The sequence below is a fragment of the Streptomyces sp. NPDC001156 genome (assembly GCF_053598275.1).
Genome location: NZ_JBSFJX010000141.1, coordinates 1 through 20,278 on the forward strand (window position 1 = coordinate 1; position 20,278 = coordinate 20,278).

A 20,278-nucleotide genomic window follows, 5' to 3' on the forward strand; every position below is an offset into this window, starting at 1 on the left:
GAACTCGCTCGCCGACTACCTCGCCAAGATCTCCCCACCCGGAACTGAAACAAGCTAAATACTTAGACTCGCCATTTCCGGCGCGTCACACTAGGACAGCGAGGCCGGTGAGCGCCTCGCCCAGTGAGTGGGTCCGCGGTTCCTTCCCCGCGGCCGGTCCCCCAGGGAGTGGGACGTGCCGGAGGGTGCCTGCGAGGTCGCTCACATGGATCCACCCTGCGGCGTGGTCAATGGCCAGGCCAATGGCCTCGCAGAACCCGTCCGCGAGAATCTCGGGTGGCGTGCTGCGGCACCCTGACGCGGGAATCGGCGCTCGGTTCAGGGTGTTGCCGGCCGGCGGGGCACCGCGATCGGTCCAGTAGAGGTACCCGTTACAGAGCTCCAGGTCAATGGGCTCGGGCAGGCCGTCCCACAGCACCTCGATGTCGCTGCGCTGCTTCGGGCTCTCCCCTGGCGCCAAGGCCAACGGCGCACGCAGTATGCGTCCCTGGCCGCCTTTAGCAGGCCCTTTCTCGGACCAGTACAGGTAACCAGCGGTCGTGTCGACGGCAACGCCGACACACTGGTCGAGGATCCCGCGGCTACCGTCGTTGACGACGAGGTCGGTCAGGTCGCTGCCGTCGAGGCGGGCGCGGGTGACCCGGCAGCCCTCGCGGTCCCCCCAGTACAGCCAGGTGCCGTCGCTGGTGAGCTGCTTACCCGTTGTGATCGCCCCGGTCGCGACGATGTCTCGGGGCGTGCAGTCCGCACGCCCATCGACGGCCAAGGCATGCAATCCCCCGTTGTGCCGACTGTAGTCCTCGGCGGCCTCACCGGTGCCGAGTTCGGATCGGGCGAGCGGCTCACCCATGGTGGTCCAGTAGATTGTGTCGCCGACCACGACAATGCCGTCTGGGCGGGCGCCGGTCCGCACGGTGAGGATCTCGACGACGCCGGTGAGGGGATCGACCTTCAGGATGCGCCCGGTGAAGATGCCGAGGGCCAGCACACTGCTCATCATCGGGTCACCGCCATTCGGGGCGGTGGGAGCCGCGCGGGATCAGCGGATAGGTGTAGTAGCCCGGGGTCTGCGACATCCGGATCTGCTCGGTGACGCCACGGTAGCGGCCGAGCGGAGTGTCGGCGGTGAACGTCTCGGGGTCGAGATACTCGTGACCGAGGACCTTCCCCGCGACCTCGGCGGAGTACGCCTTGTCGAAGGTGCCGAGTTGCAGCATCCACAGCGCGGTGCGGGTGAGGGACGCCGTGACCTTGTACGAACCGCCCTCCGTGGCACTCCGGATGAGGGCGCGCAGGATGCCGAGCTGAAGGAACCAGGCGGTGATGTAGTCATTGACGACAGGCACCGCGGGCAGGCTTGGGACGCCGTTGTCGCCTTCCTTGAGCATGACGCCCGTGAGGCTGCCGGCGGTCTGGTCGAAGCCGACCCGGTTGGCCCACGGACCGGTCTCTCCGTTGAGGTTGACGCTCGCGTGGATGATGCCGGGCCTGATCTGGGCGGCGGTGACGGCATCGAGGCCGTGGCGGGCCAGGTAGCCGGGGCGGCGGTTGGCGTAGAACACGTCCGCGTCGTGCAGCAGGCCGCGCATGACCGCGGTGTCCTCGGGACGGTGCAGATCAAGCATCGTTGAACGGACACCGATGTTGGAGGTGCAGTAGAGCCGCGGTATCTCGTACTCGTCGGGGTCCCAGACGTTGAGGACGTCGGCGCCGTGCAGTGCCATAGCGCGGCCCGCGCCGGCGCCGGCGATGATGTGCGCCCGGCCCAGCACCCGGATGCCGTCCAGCGGCGTGACGGCATCGGGCGTGAACGGCTCGGGGGCCGAGTCACCGATTTTCTCGACCACGACCGGCGGCATCGAAGCGAGGACATCTCTGTACTGCTCGGTGGCGATCAGTTCCTCGGTCGTGCGCAGCATCGGCATGATCACGCCGGCTTCCTCGCCGGCCTGCTCCAGGTCGTCGGCCTTCCACGTCGCGATGGCCTTGGCGACTTGCTCGACCCGCTCCGGAACGCCGAGGAGGGCGGCGGTGTCGTTGCGGAGCTTGGGATAGGGGCCCATCGGATGCACCCACCGGTCATCGGCCGTGTGGTAGAAGGCATTGGTTGCGAACGCGTCGTCGATCCGGGCAGGATCGTCCATCGGGTAGCCGTTGAGGAGCTCCCACTTCTGGTCGTAGAAGGGGCACAGTCGGTGCGGGGCGACCCGCAACTCCATGGCGATGTCCTGGCCCCGGCCCCCGCGCATCTGCCAGATCTTGGCAATGGCCACGGACTTGGCCGCGAGAGCGATCGCGGTGCCGCCGGCGAGACGGAGCGCGCCGGGCAGGATGGGGTCGGCGCCGATGAAGTCGACGGCGCCGCCGGCGTCTGCCTCGCCGAGGTCGACGGTGGCCAGGAGTTCACGCAGATGCAGGTGCGGATCGAAGTCATCGTTTGTGGCGGGCGGGGCCAGCAGCCGATCAATCTGGTTCGGGGTCTTTATCACATTGCTCCTTCTGTGGTGGCACAACTGGAGTCGAGGGCTGCGCCTACGGCGCGTATGCGCCGGTGGCGGCGGTCGCCCGGCCGTTCGACTGCCTGCGGGCCGGCGCCCTACGTCTCCTCGACCTGGGCGACGACCTGGTCCGTCACACTTCGCTTAGTGCGGCTGACGTCCAGGTACAGCGGGGCCATGCCCGATATGTTTCGGTACTCGCTCACACGCAGGAGTTTCGCGGGAGACTCGATCTCAATGAGATCGGCACCCAGATCTCAGAGGACCCGGTCCGCGTAGTAGGCCCATGGCCACGGTCGAGTGGTGAAGGGCCCGCACACCGTGCAGCGGCCCGGTGGTGCGTGTGTCCGCCAGTGTCACGTCCTTCCACGCCCTGAGCAGGCACCGTGAAGAACGGTAATCACGAATATCGGACAACGGAATTATCGTGTTGCTAATAGCGGTGTGACCGCAGCAGTCACACCATGCCGCCGCGCATCCCGGAAACCGGCGAGCAAAACCCCGGCAGATGTAGATCGGGAACTGTCACGTTGTCGGAAATGGGTATCTGACGGATGGGATGGTGGCGGCTCTGGATTAGCCGCGGTCCCACATACCTAGTTTGGAAGACGGCGTATGTGGCCCCTGGTCGACCTGCTCAGACTCGGACCTGGGAGAGAGCCAATCCGGGCCCGTCGTTCCCTGCGGCTCCCCGCTGTCCCCTCGGAACGGTCCCGCAGGGGGCGCGATGAACCTCTCGATGCGAACTACGGACGGGGTGGCCGCTGAGGTCTGCTGGGCACGCCACACGGCCGCCTGGGGCCGCCGGCGATCGGGAGTGGTTCCGGTGGTTGCGGTACTTCCCTGCTGTACAGCACTCGCGCTGACCGCCGCTTCAGGAGATCGATCGATCCTCGGCACCCCTCGGGGAGTCACCCGGTGGCCATGTCAGACCGCCTAGGAGTGTTGACGTCCGGCGCCGCTGATGTCACTCGTGGATGTCAGAACGGTGCAACCGCGTGCGCTCGCTGGCACTATGGCCCCGTGGTTGACCTGGAACGCATCCAAACAGAGACCGTGGTGTACTTCCGAGCACTCGATGAGGACGCCACCCTGCGGCACCACTTCCGACACGCTGACGAGGAGGGCGGCCTCTGGTACCTCGAGGCCGTACCCGACCGCGGCGAGTTGATCGTCATCAAGCAAGCCGAGCTGACTTCGGCCGGCCAGCTCCACAAGTACAGCCGGGAGCACCTGGAGGACGAGCACGGCGGCCTGACAGACCAAGCGATCGATCCCGAAGAGGATCCGCTGGAGGCCATCCCGGCCGAAGAGTTCCAACGGGTGTGGACTCGGTGAGCGCGCCGCTTGAGGAGGGAGGTTTGGTCGTCGCAGGCGCGACCTGCGGATTCCCTACTTGCATGGACTCGGGCGACACCTACCTCTGCGGACCCTGATCCCCGTGAGACCCCGCCCGTTCTGGAATGGACGTGGCAGGGGTCGGCCAACGGCGGACGTCCTGGCTGTGCTGGACCGCAGGTTCTGGGCTGGGCGGAGGACCGGTTCGTCAGGTCGACGGTGAGAGTTGCCGAGGTTGTTGGTGATAGTGGCCAAAGAGCCGTGGACCTCCGCTCGCTTGAACGGGTTGGAGTCCAGCAACGACACCAGCCACACCAGGCTCCTGAACGCGGCTCGATCGCACGCCACCGATCACCAGCAAGAATCGTCTGCCGCCTAACGCCGCATTCCCCGACGGACGCGGTTCGTGGCAACAGCCTCACCGCCTGGAACGGCAGATCGCTGTGCAGCCCGCCGTCGCCCGGACGACGCTACAGGCGACGGTACGCCCGAGCTCGTCGTCGCCCCGCAGCGGACCGCTTCGCCCAGCGGAGCGGGACTATCGTTGAACACGTGGAAATGCTGCATTTGCGCTATTTTGTCGCAGTTGCCGAGGAGCTGAACTTCTCGGCCGCGGCCCGACGGCTCCACATGGCGACGTCGCCTTTGAGCCAGCGCATCAGGGACCTGGAGCGGGAACTCGGGCAGCGGCTGTTCGAACGCGATACACATAGCGTCTCGCTCACTCCGGCCGGCTCGGCGCTCCTTCCGATCGCCCGCGATGTGCTCGACCAGTTCAGCTCCATCCCCTGGCGACTGCGTGAGGCGACCCAGGTACAGCGCAGCACCGTGCTCATCGGTATTCCCCCGGGACTTCACCCCGCACTCCGGTCAAGGGTCAGCGCGCTCACCGAACGCATCCGGGAGCGGTTCGAGCTCCGGCGCTGGCCCGGCACCACTCCGGCCTTGGTGGCCGGTGTCCGCGAGGGCAGACTGGCGCTCGCGCTGGCCCGTATGCCGTTCAGCGACCCGGCCCTGGAGCAGGTGCGCGTGATGTCGGAGGCCATGGGTGCGGCGGTGCCGGCCGATCGGTTCGCCGGGCGGGAGTCTGTCGCCCTCGCCGATCTGGGGGACCTCGCGTACGTCGCCCCGCCCAAGGATGTGAGGCCGGCGTATTTCGACGTGCTCGACAGCGCGTTGGCGGACCTCGGAATCCGGAATCGCCTCGATCTCACCGACACGGGTTACGCCGGGATATCCGAAGTGGTTTCGGGCGGCATAGCTTTCAGTATTTCCATTCTTGCGCCGGAAAGTCCGATGCGCGAATATCGACTGGAAGACGTGACGGTACTGCCGTTCACGGACTTCCATCCTCAGTTGGACACTGCTCTGGTATGGCGCCACGACCGCGCCTGCGGCGACTTGAAGGACCTGATAGTCGCCGCGCGTGAGGTTTTTGACGAGCCCGTCCTTCGTTGATTGAATCCTCGGAAAATGCCACCGGGTGCATTCCGATAAATGGTGTGACCACTACGGTCACACCATTGTTCCGGTTTTGATAATTCCGTCTTCTGTCGCTCCTCGCTACGTTAGTTGTTAAGTGCAATGAGACAGCATGAAGGGGATGGAACGATGGCGAAATCCTTCGTTGCGGAGCCGCTCGACGGGGTACGCGTGATCGACCTGCCGACCGTGGTGATGGGCCGGTACACGGCCCAGATCCTCGGCGACCTCGGCGCCGATGTAATCAAGATCGACTCTCTCTCCGGCACCATACGGGTGGGCCGCTATCGCGTCACGCCGGGCATGACCGCCCTCGACACCGCCGTCGGCCGCACCCCCGTCGTCGAACGCCAGCGGTGGCCCCGGCCGCTACCGCCACATCACCGAGCACATCGGCCGGTCCGTGGCACAGATGGACCTCGGTGAGCCCTCGCAGGACCCCGATGACCAGGAGCGAGTCGTCCAAGCCGTGGAGAAGGCATATGCCTCCACGCCGTACACCGAACTCGCCGAAGCCCGCGACCGGGAGCAACTCGCCGTCCTGGCCGCCCTGGAGAACACCCGTCGCAACAAGAACCAGAAGGAGAACTGACATGACTGCCGACAGCACCCCCCTCAGGCAGCTCGACGACGCACTGGCCGCCGACTTCTACCAATACGAAGCGCTGCTTCCGGACGACGAGCGTAAGATCCTGCTCAAGGCCCGCACCCTTATGCGCGAAGAGGTCAAGCCGCTGGTCAACGAGGCCTGGAGCAAGGCCGAGTTGCCCGAGGAGCTGATCAACAAATTCCGCGGCAGCGACCTGAACGCCCTGGCCTACGAGGGCTACGGCGAGCACCAGCCAGCCGTCAGCCACCTGCTCGACGGCATGATCTCCATGGAGATGTGCCGCACCGACGCCTCGGTCTCGACCTTCTTCGGCGTTCACAACGGGCTCGGTTTCTACTCCATCTACTACGGCGGCGACCAGGAACAGCGCGACAGGTTCCTGCCCGCCATGGCCACGATGGAGAAGATCGGCGCCTTCGCCCTGACCGAACCCCTCGGCGGCTCGGATGTCTCCGGCGGTATGCGCACCACCGCGAAGCGTGAGGGCGACACCTGGATCGTCAACGGCGCCAAGAAGTGGATAGGCAACGCCACTTTCGCCGACTACGTCGTGGTCTTCGCCCGGGACGTCGACGACAACAGGGTGAAGGCCTTCGTTGTCGAGAAGGGCACCCCCGGCTTCAAGCCCGAGAAGATCGAAGGCAAGATCTCGCTGCGGATCGTGCAGAACGCCGAGATCACCCTGACCGACGTCCGCGTACCGGAAGCCAACCGGCTGCAGAACATCAAGAGCTTTCGCGACGTCGCCGAGCTCCTGCGCCTGACCCGCAGCGGAGTCGCCTGGATGGCCCTGGGCGTCATGATCGGCGCCTACGAACTGGCACTCGACTACGCCAAGGAGCGCATCGCCTTCGGCCGCCCCATCGCCAAGTTCCAGCTGGTACAGGACCTCCTCGTCAAGAGCCTGGGCAACATCACCGCCTGCTGGGGCATGCTGATCCAGCTCGCCCGGCTGCAGGACCAGGGCATCTTCCGCGACGATCACGCCTCGCTGGCCAAGCAGTTCGTCGCCGCCCGCACGCGCGAGGTCGTCGCCTGGAGCCGCGAGATCTTCGGCGGCAACGGCATCCTCCTCGACTACGACGTCGCCCGGTTCTTCGCCGACGCCGAGGCCGTCTACTCCTACGAGGGCACCCACCAGATGCAGACCCTCATCGTCGGCAAGTCCATCACCGGCCACAGTGCCTTCGTGGGATGACGGCGATGACTACCGAATCCATCTTCACCGGGCTGAAGGTCCTCGACGCATCGACCTTCATCGCCGCACCGGCCGCAGCCACCATGCTCTCCGACTTCGGAGCCGACGTCATCAAGATCGAACCGCCGGGGCCTGGCGACCCGCAGCGGCTGCTGAGTTCCGTGCCGCCCAGCCCCCGGGCACAGGCCAACTACGGCTGGCACCTCGCCAACCGCAACAAGCGCGGGATGGTGATCAACCTGAAGTCCCCCGCGTCCACTGAGGTCCTCAAGCGCCTCGTCCAGTGGGCCGACGTGGTGATCACCAACTTCCCGCACGGCACGCGCGAGAAGCTGCACCTCGGCTACGAAGAGGTCTCGGGGTGGAACCCGAAGGTCATCTACGCCGACCTCACCGGCTTCGGGGATGCTGGGGCCGACGCCAGGCTGCCGGGCTTCGACCTGACCGCCTTCTGGTCGCGCAGCGGGCTGTTGGCCTCCACCCGGGATGCGGGAGCCGCGCCCACGGTGCCGGTCTGGGGCAGCGGCGACTACACGACGGCGACCGCGATCTACGGGGCGATCGTGACCGGCCTTTACCACCGCGAACGGACCGGACAAGGCATCAGCGTTGGAACGTCACTGCTCGCCACGGGCGTCTGGGCCACGGGAACACTCGTCGCTGGCGCACTCGCCAACGGCACACCGTTCGAGCTCCACGACCGGACCGCACCGGTGAACGCGCTGACCAACCCCTACCGGACCGCGGACGGCCGGTGGTTGATGCTGGCCAACGGAACCGCGCAGTGGCCGGCACTGGCGCGAGCCATCGGGCACCTCGAACTGATCGAGGATCCCCGCTTCACGGATCCCGAGGGCTTCACCAAGCACGCCGCCGCCCTGACCGAGCTGCTCGACGCCGAGTTCCGCTCACGGCCCTTCGCCCACTGGAATGACGCCCTGGACCGGGAACGCGTCATCTACGGCCTCATCCAGACACCCGAGGAGGCCGCGCAGGACCCACAACTGCGCGCGAACGACATCGTCGTACCCCTGGAAGGAGTCAGCGAGCTGAACTACACCATCAACAGCCCCGTCAACGTCCGAGGGATTCCGAAGGTGCCGGCGAAGCGAGCGCCTGACCAGGGCGAGCACAACGACGAGATCCTCGCCGAGCTGGGATTCGGCCCCGCCGAGACCGCCCGGCTGCGCGCCCAGGGAGCGATCCCCGGCACGACGGAAAGGGAGGCCGCCTGATGAGCACGGCGCCCGAAGCGGCCGACACGGTGCCCCACGAGCGCCGCGGCGACACACCGCCCGACACCGCCAACCGGCCAGGGCACAGGAACGCAGCCGACCGCGCGAGACGTCGCCGATGACACGAACGTTGCGGAGCGCCTTCGGATGGCGGCAGACCGTGAACTTGGGGATCTCCCCGCGGTCGGCTGACAAGCCGCACTCCCGCAGCCCAGGTCCCGCGCACGGTCTAAACCGTCGTGGCCTGAGTCACCGTGGGTTCAAATCCCCCAACCACTACGCAGGTTGAAGGTCCCTGACCAGCAACGTAGGTCAGGGGCCTTCGCCGTGCGCGATCCTTGTTGATGACCGCGATTCTCCGTGAGTTCCCGGCCTAATGGGCACGGATGGGGCACGGCCGCGCACAGGCTTTGAGATCGGCCCGCATCCTTATCAGGTAGATCACGGGAGCTGCTGATGTCGCACACCCCGTGCAGTGCCTCGACCGACAGTCCGTTGAGGTTCAGCGTCGATCGTCGCTGTTCGTGCTTGTCGGTGTCAGCCGTTGGTGTCAGACCCGCCAGGGGGTCGTGACAGGGGCACTGAGCATCCACTCCGATCCCGACGTATCCGTTCGCCGCTCCCGTCACTTCGCGGCGGACAGCCCTCACTTCTAGGGCTGCACCAAGGGCACTGGTTTGTTCGGCGAAGAGGTCGTGGCGTACGTGGAGAACCGCAAGTTCGACGCCAGCATGGACTCGCACGAGGTCGCCAAGGACAACTGCGACTCCGCACAGAGAGGGTGTGACTTGGCTCGGGCTGATGCTCGCGCTGGTGGGCGTGGGCAGTTGGTATGTCCCGTCGGGCCGGCCTGTCGGCAGCATGCCGGACCGCCGGTACTCCAGTGTGACGTCAGGCTGGAATGTTTGGCCTACGACGCCAGAGGGCGAGCTGTGACACTCCGGTCGTATCGTGGAAAAACAGACAGCGGCAGTGACAAGGCGGGAAAGTCATGGCGGAACCTGAGGTCGACTACGCGGCGGTGTTCCGGGCCCTCCCCGGGGCGGTGGCGTTGGTGACCCCGCAGTTGGTCTACGCGGACGCCAACGCGGAGTTCGTCCGCCTCCGGGGCCTCACCCGCGAGCAGCTGGTCGGTCGCTTCGTGCCCGAGGACCTCCCCGACAAAGATCCCGCCGAGCCTCTCCTGCTCAAGGTTCTGGCGTCGCTGCGCCGGGTGGCGGACACCGGTGAGCCCAGCACCGTAGAGCTGCAGCGCTACGACGTGGAGGACCCCGATCAGCCCGGGGTATGGCACGAACGGTATTGGAACCTGACCGACGTTCCCGTATTCGGCCCCGACGGGCGACTGGCGCTGTTGCTGCACCGGGTGGAGGACGTCACCGAACTCATCCGCGCCCGTGAAGTCGCGCTGACCTTGCAAGAAGCCATGCTGCCCGCTCCCCGCCCGGTCGGCCGCCACCCGGCGGCCGTACGCTACCGGCCCGCCGCCGAAGCGCTGAATGTGGCCGGCGACTGGTACGACCTCATCGACCTGCCCGGCGGCCGTATCGCCGTCGCCGTCGGCGACGTCGTCGGCCACGGCCTTCCCGCGGCCGGCGTCATGGGACAACTGCGCAGCGCCCTCAGCGCCGCCTCCCCCGTCGCCGAAGACCCCGCCCACGCCCTGGAAGTCGTCGAACTGTACGCCCGCACCATCGACGGCGCCGAGAACACCACCGTGGCCACGACCTTCATCGACTGGGGCACCCACACCATCACCTACAGCAGCGCCGGCCACCCCCCACCCGCGCTCGTGCAGAGGGACAGGACCGTCGAGTTCCTGGACCAGGCCACCGACCCCCCACTGGACGCCCGCCCTCAACACGCCCCCCGGATCCAGGCCGCCGCGACCTTCGACGAGGGCGCCGTCCTCGCGCTCTACACCGACGGCCTGATCGAACGCCGCCGCGAAGACATCGACACCGGCCTCGCCCGGCTCGCCGATTCCCTGGCCCGCCACCGGGCAGAAGATCCCGAAGCTCTCGCCGACGCCGTACTCACCGACCTGCTCCCACCCGGTGACGCCAACGACGACACCGCCCTGGTCGTCGTGCGCCTGTGAAACCAGCCCGCCACTTCCGCGTGCTCGGCCAGACCTCGCCGACGACAGTGAAGTCACCGCCATTCTTCGTTCCGTGGCCGAGCCCGGGACGGCTTGGGGCACTCCTCTCGGCATCGCCTCGTCGGCGTCCTTCTCCGTCGGGCACCGACGCTTGTTCACCTGAGCTTGGCGTTTAACGTCGCTGAGCTTGATGTTCCTTGATTGACTCGGCGCGTTTGACTGTGTTGCCGACGTCGTGACGCTTGGCCCGGTGCTTGTTGTTCGAGCCGGGAGGCCGTCCAGGGCCTGATCGTGTGGGTTTCGGTGCGGTCGCCGGTCTTGTGGTTGTGGCGCGGAGGTTGCGAAACCGGCGGCGGACGCGGGCTGGGGTGAGGCGGCGGGGTTCGGTGCGGCGTTCCCAGGGCCGGCGGAGGTCCTCCGCGAGGGGCCGGGCGAGTCGGAGCTGGGTGTGGGCGGCGATGATGAGCCAGGTCCACAGGTCGGCGATGTCGGCGTGGCGGATCTTCGGGGCGGTCCATCCGAGTGTCTGCTTCATCAGTCTGAACGTGTGCTCCAGGTCGAAGCGGCGAAGGAACGACTGCCACCAGCGGTCCACGTCCGCGGGTGTGGCGTCGGCGGCCGAGGACCACAGCCAGACGGGTTTGGGGTCGCGGTCGTGACGAGCCACTAGTTTGGAAGACGGCCTATTCGGATGGCGGCTGACCTAGCAACTCCCTGACCTGGTCAGGAGCGCGCTCGGCGCCGCTGTTCCCCGTGAGTCCCCACTGCATCCCGGTGGACCGGGCCCGCGGGTCGCGTTCACGGGGGGCGTGCGCCTGCCGACCCGCGCCGCCCTGATCCCTCTGGGCGTACGCCGTGAGGGCAGCCGCAGCGTGAAGCGCCTGGCGGCACTGCTGTGAGACGGAATCCGGACGTGAATTCATCGGACGCCAGAACGGCTTCCGTCCGATTCTGCGCTCGTCGCACATCACTTGGGATCCGGCCGAGATCCAGCCCGTTGGGAAAAAGCTGTGTGTACGCTGTTTATTCTCTGTGTGCGGCGGACTTATAGGGCAGGTAATGAACGGCACTTCGCCGATTGAAATCCCGCCGGGTCCGGTTAAAGGATTGCCCCGGGTCTGACAAGAATTTCCTCGAATCGGGCCACTTCGGCGGAGCGGGGGGCGTGCCGTATCGAAGACTACTGCGCATGGCTACGACAGTCCTCGACCCCACCGTGCCCACCAGTGCCGATCGTCGCGCGCCATGGAGATCGCCGGTGGACCAGCCCGCGTACGCGCGCCCCGCACTGCTGGTCATCACCGTGCTCGCCGCCGTGCTCTACGCATGGGGAATCAACCACAGCCAGTACCACACGTTCTACGCGAACGCCGTCCGCAGTATGACGGAGAGCTGGAAGGCCTTCTTCTACGGCTCTTTCGACCCGGGAAATTCCATCACGCTCGACAAACTGCCGGGATTCCTGTGGCCCCAAGCGCTTTCCGCTCGTATCTTCGGATTTCATCCGTGGGCGCTGACCCTTCCTCAAGTCATCGAGGGCGTCGCGAGTCTGCTGGTCCTGTATCGGTTGGTGCGGCGCTGGGCGGGGGCCAATGCGGCACTGATCGCCGCTACGGCGTTCCTCCTGACTCCGGTGGCCGTGGGGCTTTTCCGTACCGCTGTCGAGGACCCCGCCTTCACACTGTGCGTGCTGTTGGCGGCCGAGGCCACCCAGCGCGCCGCCCGGGACGGCCGGCTTGGTCCGCTGGTGCTGGCCGGAGTATGGGTCGGGATCGGCGTCCAGACCAAAATGCTGGAGGCGTGGGCGGTGCTGCCCGCGCTCGCCCTGGTGTACCTGACTTCGGCGCCGATCACCCTGCGGAAACGACTGGCGCACCTTGGCTTGTCCGCGGTGGTGATGACCGCCGTCTCGCTGTCCTGGATGCTCGCGGTCACCCTCGCCCCGGTCAAGGACCGGCCCTATGTGGACGGCACCACCAACAACTCCGCGTTCAGCATGGTCATCGGCTACAACTTCCTGAACCGCTTCTCCTCGCTCGGCATCAGCGCGGCCTCCACCGGCAGCGTGAGCGCGACGCAGGGCGGCGGTCACGACCGACAGCAGGCGGCATGGGGCGTCGATCGGCAGGGCGAGACCGGCCGGGCGGGGCAGCCCGGCCGGAACGGACCGTTCGGCGCGGATCAGTACGGCGGGCACGGAAGCGCTCGGTACGGCGGCAGTGGCGGTTACGGTGGCGCGTACGGCGGGAGTGCCGGGTACGGCGGCGGGCAGGGAGGTGCCCGGACGAGCGCAGCGCACCAGGCCGGTGGTGGCGGCTGGGGCGGTGGTCAGAACGGCTGGTCGAAGATGTTCGGCCCGTCTCTCGCCTCGCAGACCGGATGGCTCTACCCTCTCGCCGCCATCGCCGCCGTCTGCGGTCTGATGTGGCGACGGGGCAGGCCGCGCACCGACCGGATCCGATCCGGATTCCTGCTGTGGGGTGTCTGGTTGACCACGTACTTCCTGGTGTTCAGCGCGGGCAGTGTCGGCGGCCACACGTACTACATGGGCGTGATCGCGGTGCCGCTCGCCGCACTCACCGGGGGCGGTATCACGCTGATGTGGCGCGCCTACCGGGCCGGCGGCCGTCGTGCATGGGTGCTGCCGGGCGCAGTGGCCGCGACGGCGGCGTGGAGCGCGTACCTCGCCGCAGAGTTCCCGTCGTTCCTGCCGTGGCTGGCCCCAGCGGTGAGCGTGCTCGGCCTGGCTGCGGTCGTCCTGCTGGTGCTGGCCCGCCCCGGTCGAACCCCGTCCGGCGGCCGACTCGCACTCGCCGGGCTTGCCGCCTCCCTCGCGGCGGTGCTGATCGCGCCGAGCGCTTGGGCGGTGCAGGTGTTCAATCCCTCGTACGGCAGCTCCGGTATGGGCTCGGTCGGCCCGTCCGGGATGAACCGCAATCACGGCTCGGCGTTTTCGGCGAGCGGCCGGATGGGCCGAGCGCGCTGGGGCGGCGGTACGGCTCGCGGCAGCGCGGGGCCCCGCGCCGGTATGGGCGGCTTCGGCAGCGTCGGCGAGCACGGCGGACTCAGCGCGGCCCAGCGGAAGTTGCTCGACTACGCCACCGCGCACCAGGGTTCGGCCGCATACGTCTTCGCCACCACCAGTTGGAGCGGCGCGTCGCCGTTCATCCTCGGCACCGGTGCCCATGTCCTGCCGCTCGGCGGCTTCAGCGGCAGGGTGCCTTTCCCCAGCGAGACCCAGTTCCGGCAGCTGGTCGACTCCGGCAAGCTGCGGTATGTGCTGCTGGGCGGTGGTCGCGGCATGGGAGGCATGTTCGGCGGCGGCAGCGGGACGACGGCCACGGTGCAGATCACCGACTGGGTCCGGTCCGCCTGTGCGCGCGTCCCCGCCTCCACCTACGGTGGCACGGACTCCCCGGGCACCACACCCACGCTCCCGGCCTTCTCGGGAAGGGCCCACGAAGGCGCCACCGCCCAGACGCTGTACCGGTGCGCACCGGGCCAGTGATCGCATGATGCGAGACCGAATGGCCCTGGTCGCCCCACCGGCGCCGCTTACCTGTGAGGTCATCGACTCCTGCGCATTAGTGTCGACCAGAACGCCGTCCGCCAGCTCGACGGCGTGGAGGTGGAACGGGTCTTCACGGACAAGGCCTTCCGGAACGGACACGGCCCGCCCGAAGCTGGAAGAGCTGATCGCGTTCGTGCGCGAAGGCGACACGGTGCTGGTGCACTCCATGGACCGGCTCGCACGCAACCTGGACGACCTTCGCCGCCTGGTGCGGATGCTGACCGGCAAGCGGGTGCGGGTGGAGTTCGTCAAGGAGAACCTCGCCTTCTGTGCTTCGTCCAGGAGCAGGAAGTCGGCGTCGATTCTGGGTCGGGTGAGGGCCCAGATTTTCAGGTAGTGGTCGTGGTCGGGAAGCCGGGTGAGCGCGTGCCCGACAGCGGACAGCAAGTGGGCGGGTGTGGTGTGGGCTAGAAGTCGGCGCACCTCCCGGTCGAGCCGGTCGGCCTCCTGGTCGGTGTGTTCGGCCAGAGCTCGGTGGAGGGCCAGTTCCACGAAGCGTTCGGGTGTCTGTCCCGCATTTCGGGCTGTGGCCTTGAGGGCGGTGTGGGTGGCCCGGGGGGGAGGCGGCGTTGAGCAGGATCTTGCCGTGCGCGTCTGGATAGTGGCTGGTGATCACGTCGATGGGCAGCTGGGTGCTGAGGCGGCGGCGCAGGCGGTGCGCGGCACGGTCGGGGGTTTTGGCGCTCATGAGGGCCATCAGACGGGTGGCGTCGTGGTTGGCCGCGAGCGGCCAGGTCCGGGCGGCGTGGCGAAGTTCGTCTGTGGTTAGGGGCCGGGTCAGCGCGATCTCGAGGGCGTGGTGCGGCATCGTCACCCGCTCTTGGGACGGCGGCCGGGGGGGGTGCGGCAGGTGGGTGCGGATGTGCGCTGCGTGCAGGAGGGGGTCGAAGACGTGCCAGCCGGCCAGGGCGAGATCGGCGGCGCCACAGGCGGCGGCGCGCGCGGGGCAGCGCTGGGCACGCCAGCGTTCCTGCTCGGCGTAGGGCAGGTGGCTGAGGTTGTAGACGGCCATCAATGTGTCGGGCAGGGTGAGTTGGCCGTGTTGGGGGCCGGTGGGCAGTAGTGTCCAGGCTCCGGCCGGGCCGGTGGTGGCAAGGACGGGCTGGGTGCAGCGGCGCCGGTACCGGGTCTGGGCCACGCAGCGGATGTCCTCGAGGGTGCTGCCCGCGAGGTAGCGGGACAGAAGCATCTGCACGACCGGGCGGCCAGGGTCGGAGGCGTCGGCGGCAGGGGTGTCATCGGCGGGCGGTGCGGGGTTGAGGGCGCCGGTGTCGATCAGGCGGCGGGTGCGGAGAGCGAGTTGGCGGCGCACCGCCTCAAGGTGGAGGCCGAGCCGGGCCGTGGGAATGCCGCCCGGGCAAAGCACGGCGTGCGGGATGCGGCACCAGGCGCCGCCGTCGCCGTGGGGATAGGCGATACCGCCACTGAGGTGCCAGCGGCAGCAGTCCGGAACCTGCGCCGTCGCCACTGCGGCAGGGTGCAGGGCGATGGGGCGCTGGTCGGCGCGCTGGTAGACGTCGATGCGATTGCCGCACCGGCGGCAGCGGCCGCTCTGGCCGGCGCGCAGCAGGCGGCCAGGGCTAGTGGCGGCCACCCGCAGGGGGCGGAGGTGGCGGGTGTGGCGGGGGCTGCCGTCCCAGTGGCAGCCGGTCGAGGCGCGGTTGTTGGGGCACATGCGGGCACCGTGCCAGGCAACACACCGAAGTAGCCGAGGCTGTTTACTCCTCTGTGCAAGAGGTGATCTTGCTGGGTGCTGGTCGGGTCCCGGCTGACACCAGGAATGTGACGCACAGTGAGTGACCTGATGAACGAGCACGCCCCGCACGCCGAGTCCGCAGAGCCCCGCGAGGAGGCATCCCGCCGACTGGCCGGGGCCCTGTCGCCCGCCGCGATCGATCGGCTGCTGGCGGACGCGGAGGCGGCCGGGGTCGGCATCGACGGCCAGGGCGGCCTGCTGCAGCAGATGATGAAGGCGGTCCTGGAGCGGGCCCTGCAGACGGAGATGGCCGACCACCTCGGCTACGAGGCGGGCGACCCGACCGGCCGCGGCTCGGGCAACTCCCGCAACGGCTCCTACCCCAAGACGCTGACGACGGTGGCCGGCCCGGTCACCGTCGACGTGCCAAGGGACCGCAGGGCGGAGTTCGAGCCGGTGATCGTGCCCAAGGGCAGGCGGCGCCTGGCCCAGGTCGACGACATGATCTTGTCCCTGTACGCCCGTGGCATGACCACCCGGGACATCACCGCGCACCTGAAGGAGGTCTACGGCTCGGAGGTGTCCCCGGCCCTGGTGTCGAAGATCACCGATGTGGTGGCCGATGAGATAACTGCCTGGCAGAACCGGCCCGTTGACGAGGTCTACCCCATCCTCTACATCGACGCGCTAAGCGTGAAGGTGAGGGACGGCGGCATGGTCACCAACAAGTCCGCCCACCTGGTCATCGGCGTCGACGTCGACGGCATCAAGAACGTGCTGGGCATCTGGCTGCAGGATGCCGAAGGCTCGAAGTTCTGGCTGAACGTGCTCACCCAGCTCAAGAACCGCGGCCTGCGCGACGCGCTGATCGTGTGCTGCGACGGGCTGACCGGCCTCCCGGAGGCGATCAACACCGTCTGGGACAAGGCCCTGGTCCAGACCTGTGTCACGCACCTGATCCGCTCGTCGATGAAGTACGTCTCCTATACCGACCGCAAGAAGGTCGCCGCCGCCCTCAAGCCGATCTACACCGCCAGTACCGAGTCCGAGGCGCTGTCCGCCCTGGACGAGCTGCGCTCCGATTACGGCAAGAACTACCCTGGTTTGCTTGCCAGTTGGGAACGAGCCTGGGAGGAATTCATCCCCTTCCTCGCCTTCGACCGCGAGATACGCCGCGTGATCTACACCACAAACGCGATCGAATCTTTGAACTACCAACTGCGGAAGATCACCAAGACGCGCGGACACTTCCCCTCCGACGACGCCGCCATCAAACTCCTCTACCTCGGCATCCGCCGCATCGAGGGCCGCCACATCGACGGCGACGGCCCCATTCCCCAAGGCCGCGTCCGCGGCACCGGCACCCTCGGCTGGAAGCGCGCCATGAACCACTTCATGCTCGCCTTCCCCGACCGCCTCCCCCTCTGACCCCAACAAGATCACCAGCAGTAACCACCACCGACGGCCCGACCAGCAAAGACGCACGCCTCTACATACACAAAGGAATTGACAACCTCAAGTAGCCGACGTGGCGACGGGGCTGTCCTACGAACGGCCCAGCCGGGGCGAACACGCACGCGAGGAGGCGCACATGCGCCGCCGCTGTCAGGCAGGCACCTTCTTCACCGATCGAAAAGTCATGAGACGACGTGTGACCGTCCTGGCGGCAGCCGCGCCGCGGTGCCCCCCAGCCCGGCATCCGATCGGCCCCCCCAACTCGCCACCTTGAGAAAGGCCAGCCCCCATGAGCACGAACACTCAGACATCCCGCACGCCCCTTGCCAACACCCACCGCTCCTCGCTGCTGAGGCTGTACCTGGGCCGCGGCATCCTGGCCGTGGCATGGGCTGCGGCGTTCTCCGCCGACCACGACTCCCTCAACGCCCCAGCGATCACGCTGCTGGTCGTCTATCCGCTGATCGACGCAGTGTCATCGTTCATCGCCTTCCGTAATCTTACGGACGGATCGCAACGTCGGCTTACGCTGTTCAACGGGATGCTCAGCACCCTCGTGGCCCTCGCTCTCGGCGTGGCAGGCGCCAACGGAACACAGGCGGTGCTGCACGTGTTCGGCGCCTGGGCCGTCATCTCAGGCGTAGCCCAGATACTGGTCGGCCTCCGGCGGCGCGCCCCCGAACTCGGCAAGCAGTGGCCGATGCTGCTCGCGGGCGGACTGTCCATCCTCGCGGGGATCGGCCACAACTCTCAGGCCCTCGCCGACCAGCCCAAGCTCGACATTCTGGTCCTGTACACCACGGCCGGCGGCGTGTTCTTCATCATTCAGGCCGGTCTGCTGGCCCGGCGAGCCCGCCAAGTACCAACCCCGACTGCCTGAAGACAGCCCCGCGCTGGCTGGTCAGCCAATGCCCCGGTCTCGCCTCAGGGACAGGACGGCTGCCGAAGCTGTGGGCAGCTGCCTCCACCGCCGTTGGCCTGATATTGCGCAACAACTGATGGAAAAGCCGGACCAGTTAGCCCTCCGTCCGGCTTGAATATCGAGCGATTGAGCAGGATCAGTTATGGACTGGGTGTGTCGGCCGCGTCCCCGAACCTGTGCGCGAGGCAATCGCGCGACGACACGCGGGAGTTGGACGAGACGGGGACCGTCACGCAAGACTGGAACAACAGCGCCTCCTGGCACTCGAGTGGTCGCAGACCCGAGCTACCAAGGGGCCCTGTACTCAGGCAACCACCCGGCCGAGATCACCCGACAAAGGCCGTGTTCGATCAGAGCCGTCCTCATGATCGACAGAGATACGGCTTCTAACTACGCGGCATTGTCGCTAAAGCCAATGCCGTGACTCTGCTGGTGCTGTTGACAGGGTCCTTGTCTGCTGGCATCAGCTGGCACGTCGGTGATGGACTGGGCTGTCGATGACGCCCAGATGTTCAAGAAGTAGCCCCTCCCGGGTGGACCAGGGGCAGATTTCAACACTGTCCACACCGCACGCTTCCATGAGGCTCTCGGCGACCAGTGCTCCCGCCAGGGACTGCTCGGCGCGGTGCCGTGAGATGCCCGCCAGGGCGGCACGGCCCTCCGGGCCGATGCCGGCCAGCAAAGGAATCACCGCGCGTAGCTCAGGCAGCGTCAGCCGTCGTGGCCTTCGCCGTGGCTTGTTCCGCTGGGCGTTGGTGAGCCGGGCAAGCTGCTCGAAGGTTTTGGAGCAGCCGAGAACACGTTCACCCCGCTGAGCCTGCGGCACGCCGGGCGCCTGGCTCAACGAGCGGCGCAGATGGTGCCGGACCTCTGCCAGGGTCCGCGTGGACGTGAGAGTGCCGCCGGGGAGCCAATTGCGCGTGATCGTTCGTGCGCCCAGCGGCAGTGAACGCACCACGCGGGGCTGATCACCCGTACCCGCGGCGATCTCCACGGTGCCACCGCCGATGTCCAACATCAACAAGGGCCCTGCCGCGCAACCCGCCCACTGGCGTGCGGCCACATAGGCCAGTCGCGCTTCCTCCTCGCCGGGGAGCACCCGCAGCCATGTGCCGGTCGAGAGGGCCACCCGTGCGATGACCTCATCGCGATTGGGGGCGTCCCGGATCACGGAGGTGGCGAATGCGAAGACCTCTCGCGGACGCAGGTGCGGGTCCGCACCGATCGCTTCGGCCACGGCCCGCTGCACACTCTTAACCCCGGCCCTGCTCAGGCGCCCTTGCCGGTCGAGCGCTTCGTGCAGTCGCAGTCGCACCTTGTACGAGAAGACAGGCTCCAGTTCCGCACCCGGTCGCCACCGCACCACAGTGAGGAGAGCGCTGTGGCACCCGACATCGAGCACACTCGCCTGCCGCATCCAGCCACCCTTCTCCGACACCGCACGGTCCCGCACCCGGACAGGGCGGACCGAATCCCCAAGACCTCTCGTTGCCAACGGGAGGCGGCAGACACCACACCGCATCCACCCTGTCATCATTGTGTCACTGTTCGTACCCGCCGGGGCAGCAAGCTCCGCTTCCCGCAACGAGCGGCCAAGATCCGGCATCCCCCGCAGCAGTCCCAGGGCGTCGATCGCGGGCCCCCACGGCCTGGCCTGCCAGCGCCCGCCCCGACACCTCGAGGCAGAGCCCCAGCCGCAGCGGTGCCCCGGGATCGGCTGCACCCGCACCGCACGGCAGGCCCGTTGGACGTGCTCCTTCGAGGCGATGGAGGCGGCGGACACGGAGAAATAGGGCTCGGCTGCTTCACCGTGGGCCGGCCCCGTGCAACAGAGCCGACCCGACGGCGGTCACGCAGAGGGCGGCATGCCGTTTACGGGCGACGAAGGCGTTGGGGACCCCGCCAACACGTCCACTTCACGGAGAGTGCTCACCGGGGGAGCGAAATCGGGCTGGATCGGGCCGAGGACGTCCTAGCGGGGGGAGCAGCTTCGGTGCGCGCCGAAGACCAGCGAGGCAGGCTGTACCCATGGGTTGGTTTCTCCGTCCGCGCCCTGAGCTGCGAGCGGGCGATCACGGCGGGTTCCTTTGCACCCTCGCGCAGTGTGTGCCCTTCGCGCTCGCTCTGTTCGTCGTGGGAATTGAGCTGTCGCCGGCGCACTTTCTGTACACC

At 67.6% G+C, this 20,278-nt stretch carries 12 protein-coding genes and 4 pseudogenes; 11 read left to right on the forward strand and 5 right to left on the reverse strand.

The features are described 5' to 3' along the window. Positions 1-85 precede the first annotated feature (85 nt). Both ACWDA7_RS37720 and ACWDA7_RS37725 read right to left on the reverse strand, forming a co-directional pair. Positions 86-988 carry a hypothetical protein gene (locus ACWDA7_RS37720; protein ID WP_450610589.1) on the reverse strand — a complete coding sequence of 301 codons (903 nt, stop codon included), beginning with the start codon at positions 986-988 and terminating at the stop codon, positions 86-88. Positions 989-1,004: 16 nt separating this feature from the next. Continuing rightward, complete coding sequence (locus ACWDA7_RS37725) at positions 1,005-2,489, reverse strand: CoA transferase (RefSeq protein ID WP_450610591.1); 1,485 nt, start codon at positions 2,487-2,489, stop codon at positions 1,005-1,007. A 1,032-nt stretch (positions 2,490-3,521) separates the two neighbouring features. Between ACWDA7_RS37725 and ACWDA7_RS37730 the strand changes: the two genes are divergently transcribed. From ACWDA7_RS37730 to ACWDA7_RS37760, 7 genes and pseudogenes are all read left to right on the forward strand, one after another. Next, entirely contained in the window at positions 3,522-3,836 is a 315-nt protein-coding gene (locus ACWDA7_RS37730) for a hypothetical protein (protein WP_450610593.1), read from the forward strand. A 558-nt stretch (positions 3,837-4,394) separates the two neighbouring features. Then, positions 4,395-5,294 (forward strand): LysR family transcriptional regulator, encoded by a 900-nt coding sequence (locus ACWDA7_RS37735; RefSeq protein WP_450610608.1) that lies wholly within the window; start codon positions 4,395-4,397, stop codon positions 5,292-5,294. A gap of 153 nt (positions 5,295-5,447) precedes the next feature. Then, positions 5,448-5,651, forward strand: a pseudogene (locus tag ACWDA7_RS37740) (CoA transferase); the annotation flags it as partial. A gap of 70 nt (positions 5,652-5,721) precedes the next feature. Further along, entirely contained in the window at positions 5,722-5,910 is a 189-nt protein-coding gene (locus tag ACWDA7_RS37745; RefSeq protein ID WP_450610595.1) for a hypothetical protein, read from the forward strand. A 1-nt stretch (position 5,911) separates the two neighbouring features. Then, complete coding sequence (locus tag ACWDA7_RS37750; RefSeq protein ID WP_450610597.1) at positions 5,912-7,126, forward strand: acyl-CoA dehydrogenase family protein; 1,215 nt, start codon at positions 5,912-5,914, stop codon at positions 7,124-7,126. Between the two features lie 5 nt (positions 7,127-7,131). Next, complete coding sequence (locus ACWDA7_RS37755) at positions 7,132-8,361, forward strand: CaiB/BaiF CoA transferase family protein (RefSeq protein WP_450610599.1); 1,230 nt, start codon at positions 7,132-7,134, stop codon at positions 8,359-8,361. 991 nt (positions 8,362-9,352) lie between these two features. Then, positions 9,353-10,462 carry a PP2C family protein-serine/threonine phosphatase gene (locus tag ACWDA7_RS37760; protein ID WP_450610601.1) on the forward strand — a complete coding sequence of 370 codons (1,110 nt, stop codon included), beginning with the start codon at positions 9,353-9,355 and terminating at the stop codon, positions 10,460-10,462. Positions 10,463-10,634: 172 nt separating this feature from the next. On the opposite strand, the pseudogene ACWDA7_RS37765 reads toward ACWDA7_RS37760, so the two are convergent. Beyond that, a pseudogene (locus ACWDA7_RS37765) lies at positions 10,635-11,108 on the reverse strand (NF041680 family putative transposase); the annotation flags it as partial. Between the two features lie 543 nt (positions 11,109-11,651). Between ACWDA7_RS37765 and ACWDA7_RS37770 the strand changes: the two are divergent. Next, complete coding sequence (locus tag ACWDA7_RS37770) at positions 11,652-13,970, forward strand: ArnT family glycosyltransferase (protein ID WP_450610603.1); 2,319 nt, start codon at positions 11,652-11,654, stop codon at positions 13,968-13,970. A 19-nt stretch (positions 13,971-13,989) separates the two neighbouring features. Further along, positions 13,990-14,232: pseudogene (locus ACWDA7_RS37775) on the forward strand (recombinase family protein); the annotation flags it as partial. Between the two features lie 1,131 nt (positions 14,233-15,363). Here ACWDA7_RS37775 and ACWDA7_RS37780 read toward each other — a convergent pair. After that, positions 15,364-15,708: pseudogene (locus ACWDA7_RS37780) on the reverse strand (DUF6083 domain-containing protein); the annotation flags it as partial. A gap of 129 nt (positions 15,709-15,837) precedes the next feature. Here ACWDA7_RS37780 and ACWDA7_RS37785 point away from each other — a divergent pair. Beyond that, positions 15,838-17,157 (forward strand): IS256 family transposase, encoded by a 1,320-nt coding sequence (locus tag ACWDA7_RS37785; protein WP_450610610.1) that lies wholly within the window; start codon positions 15,838-15,840, stop codon positions 17,155-17,157. A gap of 316 nt (positions 17,158-17,473) precedes the next feature. After that, a complete protein-coding gene (locus ACWDA7_RS37790) occupies positions 17,474-18,064 on the forward strand; it encodes a DUF308 domain-containing protein (RefSeq protein ID WP_450610605.1) in 591 nt (196 codons plus the stop codon). A 505-nt stretch (positions 18,065-18,569) separates the two neighbouring features. On the opposite strand, the gene ACWDA7_RS37795 is transcribed toward ACWDA7_RS37790, so the two are convergent. Then, positions 18,570-19,523 (reverse strand): Ppx/GppA phosphatase family protein, encoded by a 954-nt coding sequence (locus tag ACWDA7_RS37795; protein WP_450610607.1) that lies wholly within the window; start codon positions 19,521-19,523, stop codon positions 18,570-18,572. Between the last annotated feature and the right edge of the window lie 755 nt (positions 19,524-20,278).

What these genes read in the sequence shown, in the direction of transcription:
- ACWDA7_RS37770 (WP_450610603.1), top strand. Translation starts at nt 11,652, where the DNA reads ATGGCTACGACAGTCCTCGACCCCACCGTGCCCACCAGTGCCGATCGT.
- ACWDA7_RS37760 (WP_450610601.1), top strand. Translation starts at nt 9,353, where the DNA reads ATGGCGGAACCTGAGGTCGACTACGCGGCGGTGTTCCGGGCCCTCCCC.
- ACWDA7_RS37750 (WP_450610597.1), top strand. Translation starts at nt 5,912, where the DNA reads ATGACTGCCGACAGCACCCCCCTCAGGCAGCTCGACGACGCACTGGCC.
- ACWDA7_RS37790 (WP_450610605.1), top strand. Translation starts at nt 17,474, where the DNA reads ATGAGCACGAACACTCAGACATCCCGCACGCCCCTTGCCAACACCCAC.
- ACWDA7_RS37795 (WP_450610607.1), bottom strand. Translation starts at nt 19,523, where the DNA reads ATGCGGCAGGCGAGTGTGCTCGATGTCGGGTGCCACAGCGCTCTCCTC.
- ACWDA7_RS37785 (WP_450610610.1), top strand. Translation starts at nt 15,838, where the DNA reads ATGAACGAGCACGCCCCGCACGCCGAGTCCGCAGAGCCCCGCGAGGAG.
- ACWDA7_RS37755 (WP_450610599.1), top strand. Translation starts at nt 7,132, where the DNA reads ATGACTACCGAATCCATCTTCACCGGGCTGAAGGTCCTCGACGCATCG.
- ACWDA7_RS37735 (WP_450610608.1), top strand. Translation starts at nt 4,395, where the DNA reads ATGCTGCATTTGCGCTATTTTGTCGCAGTTGCCGAGGAGCTGAACTTC.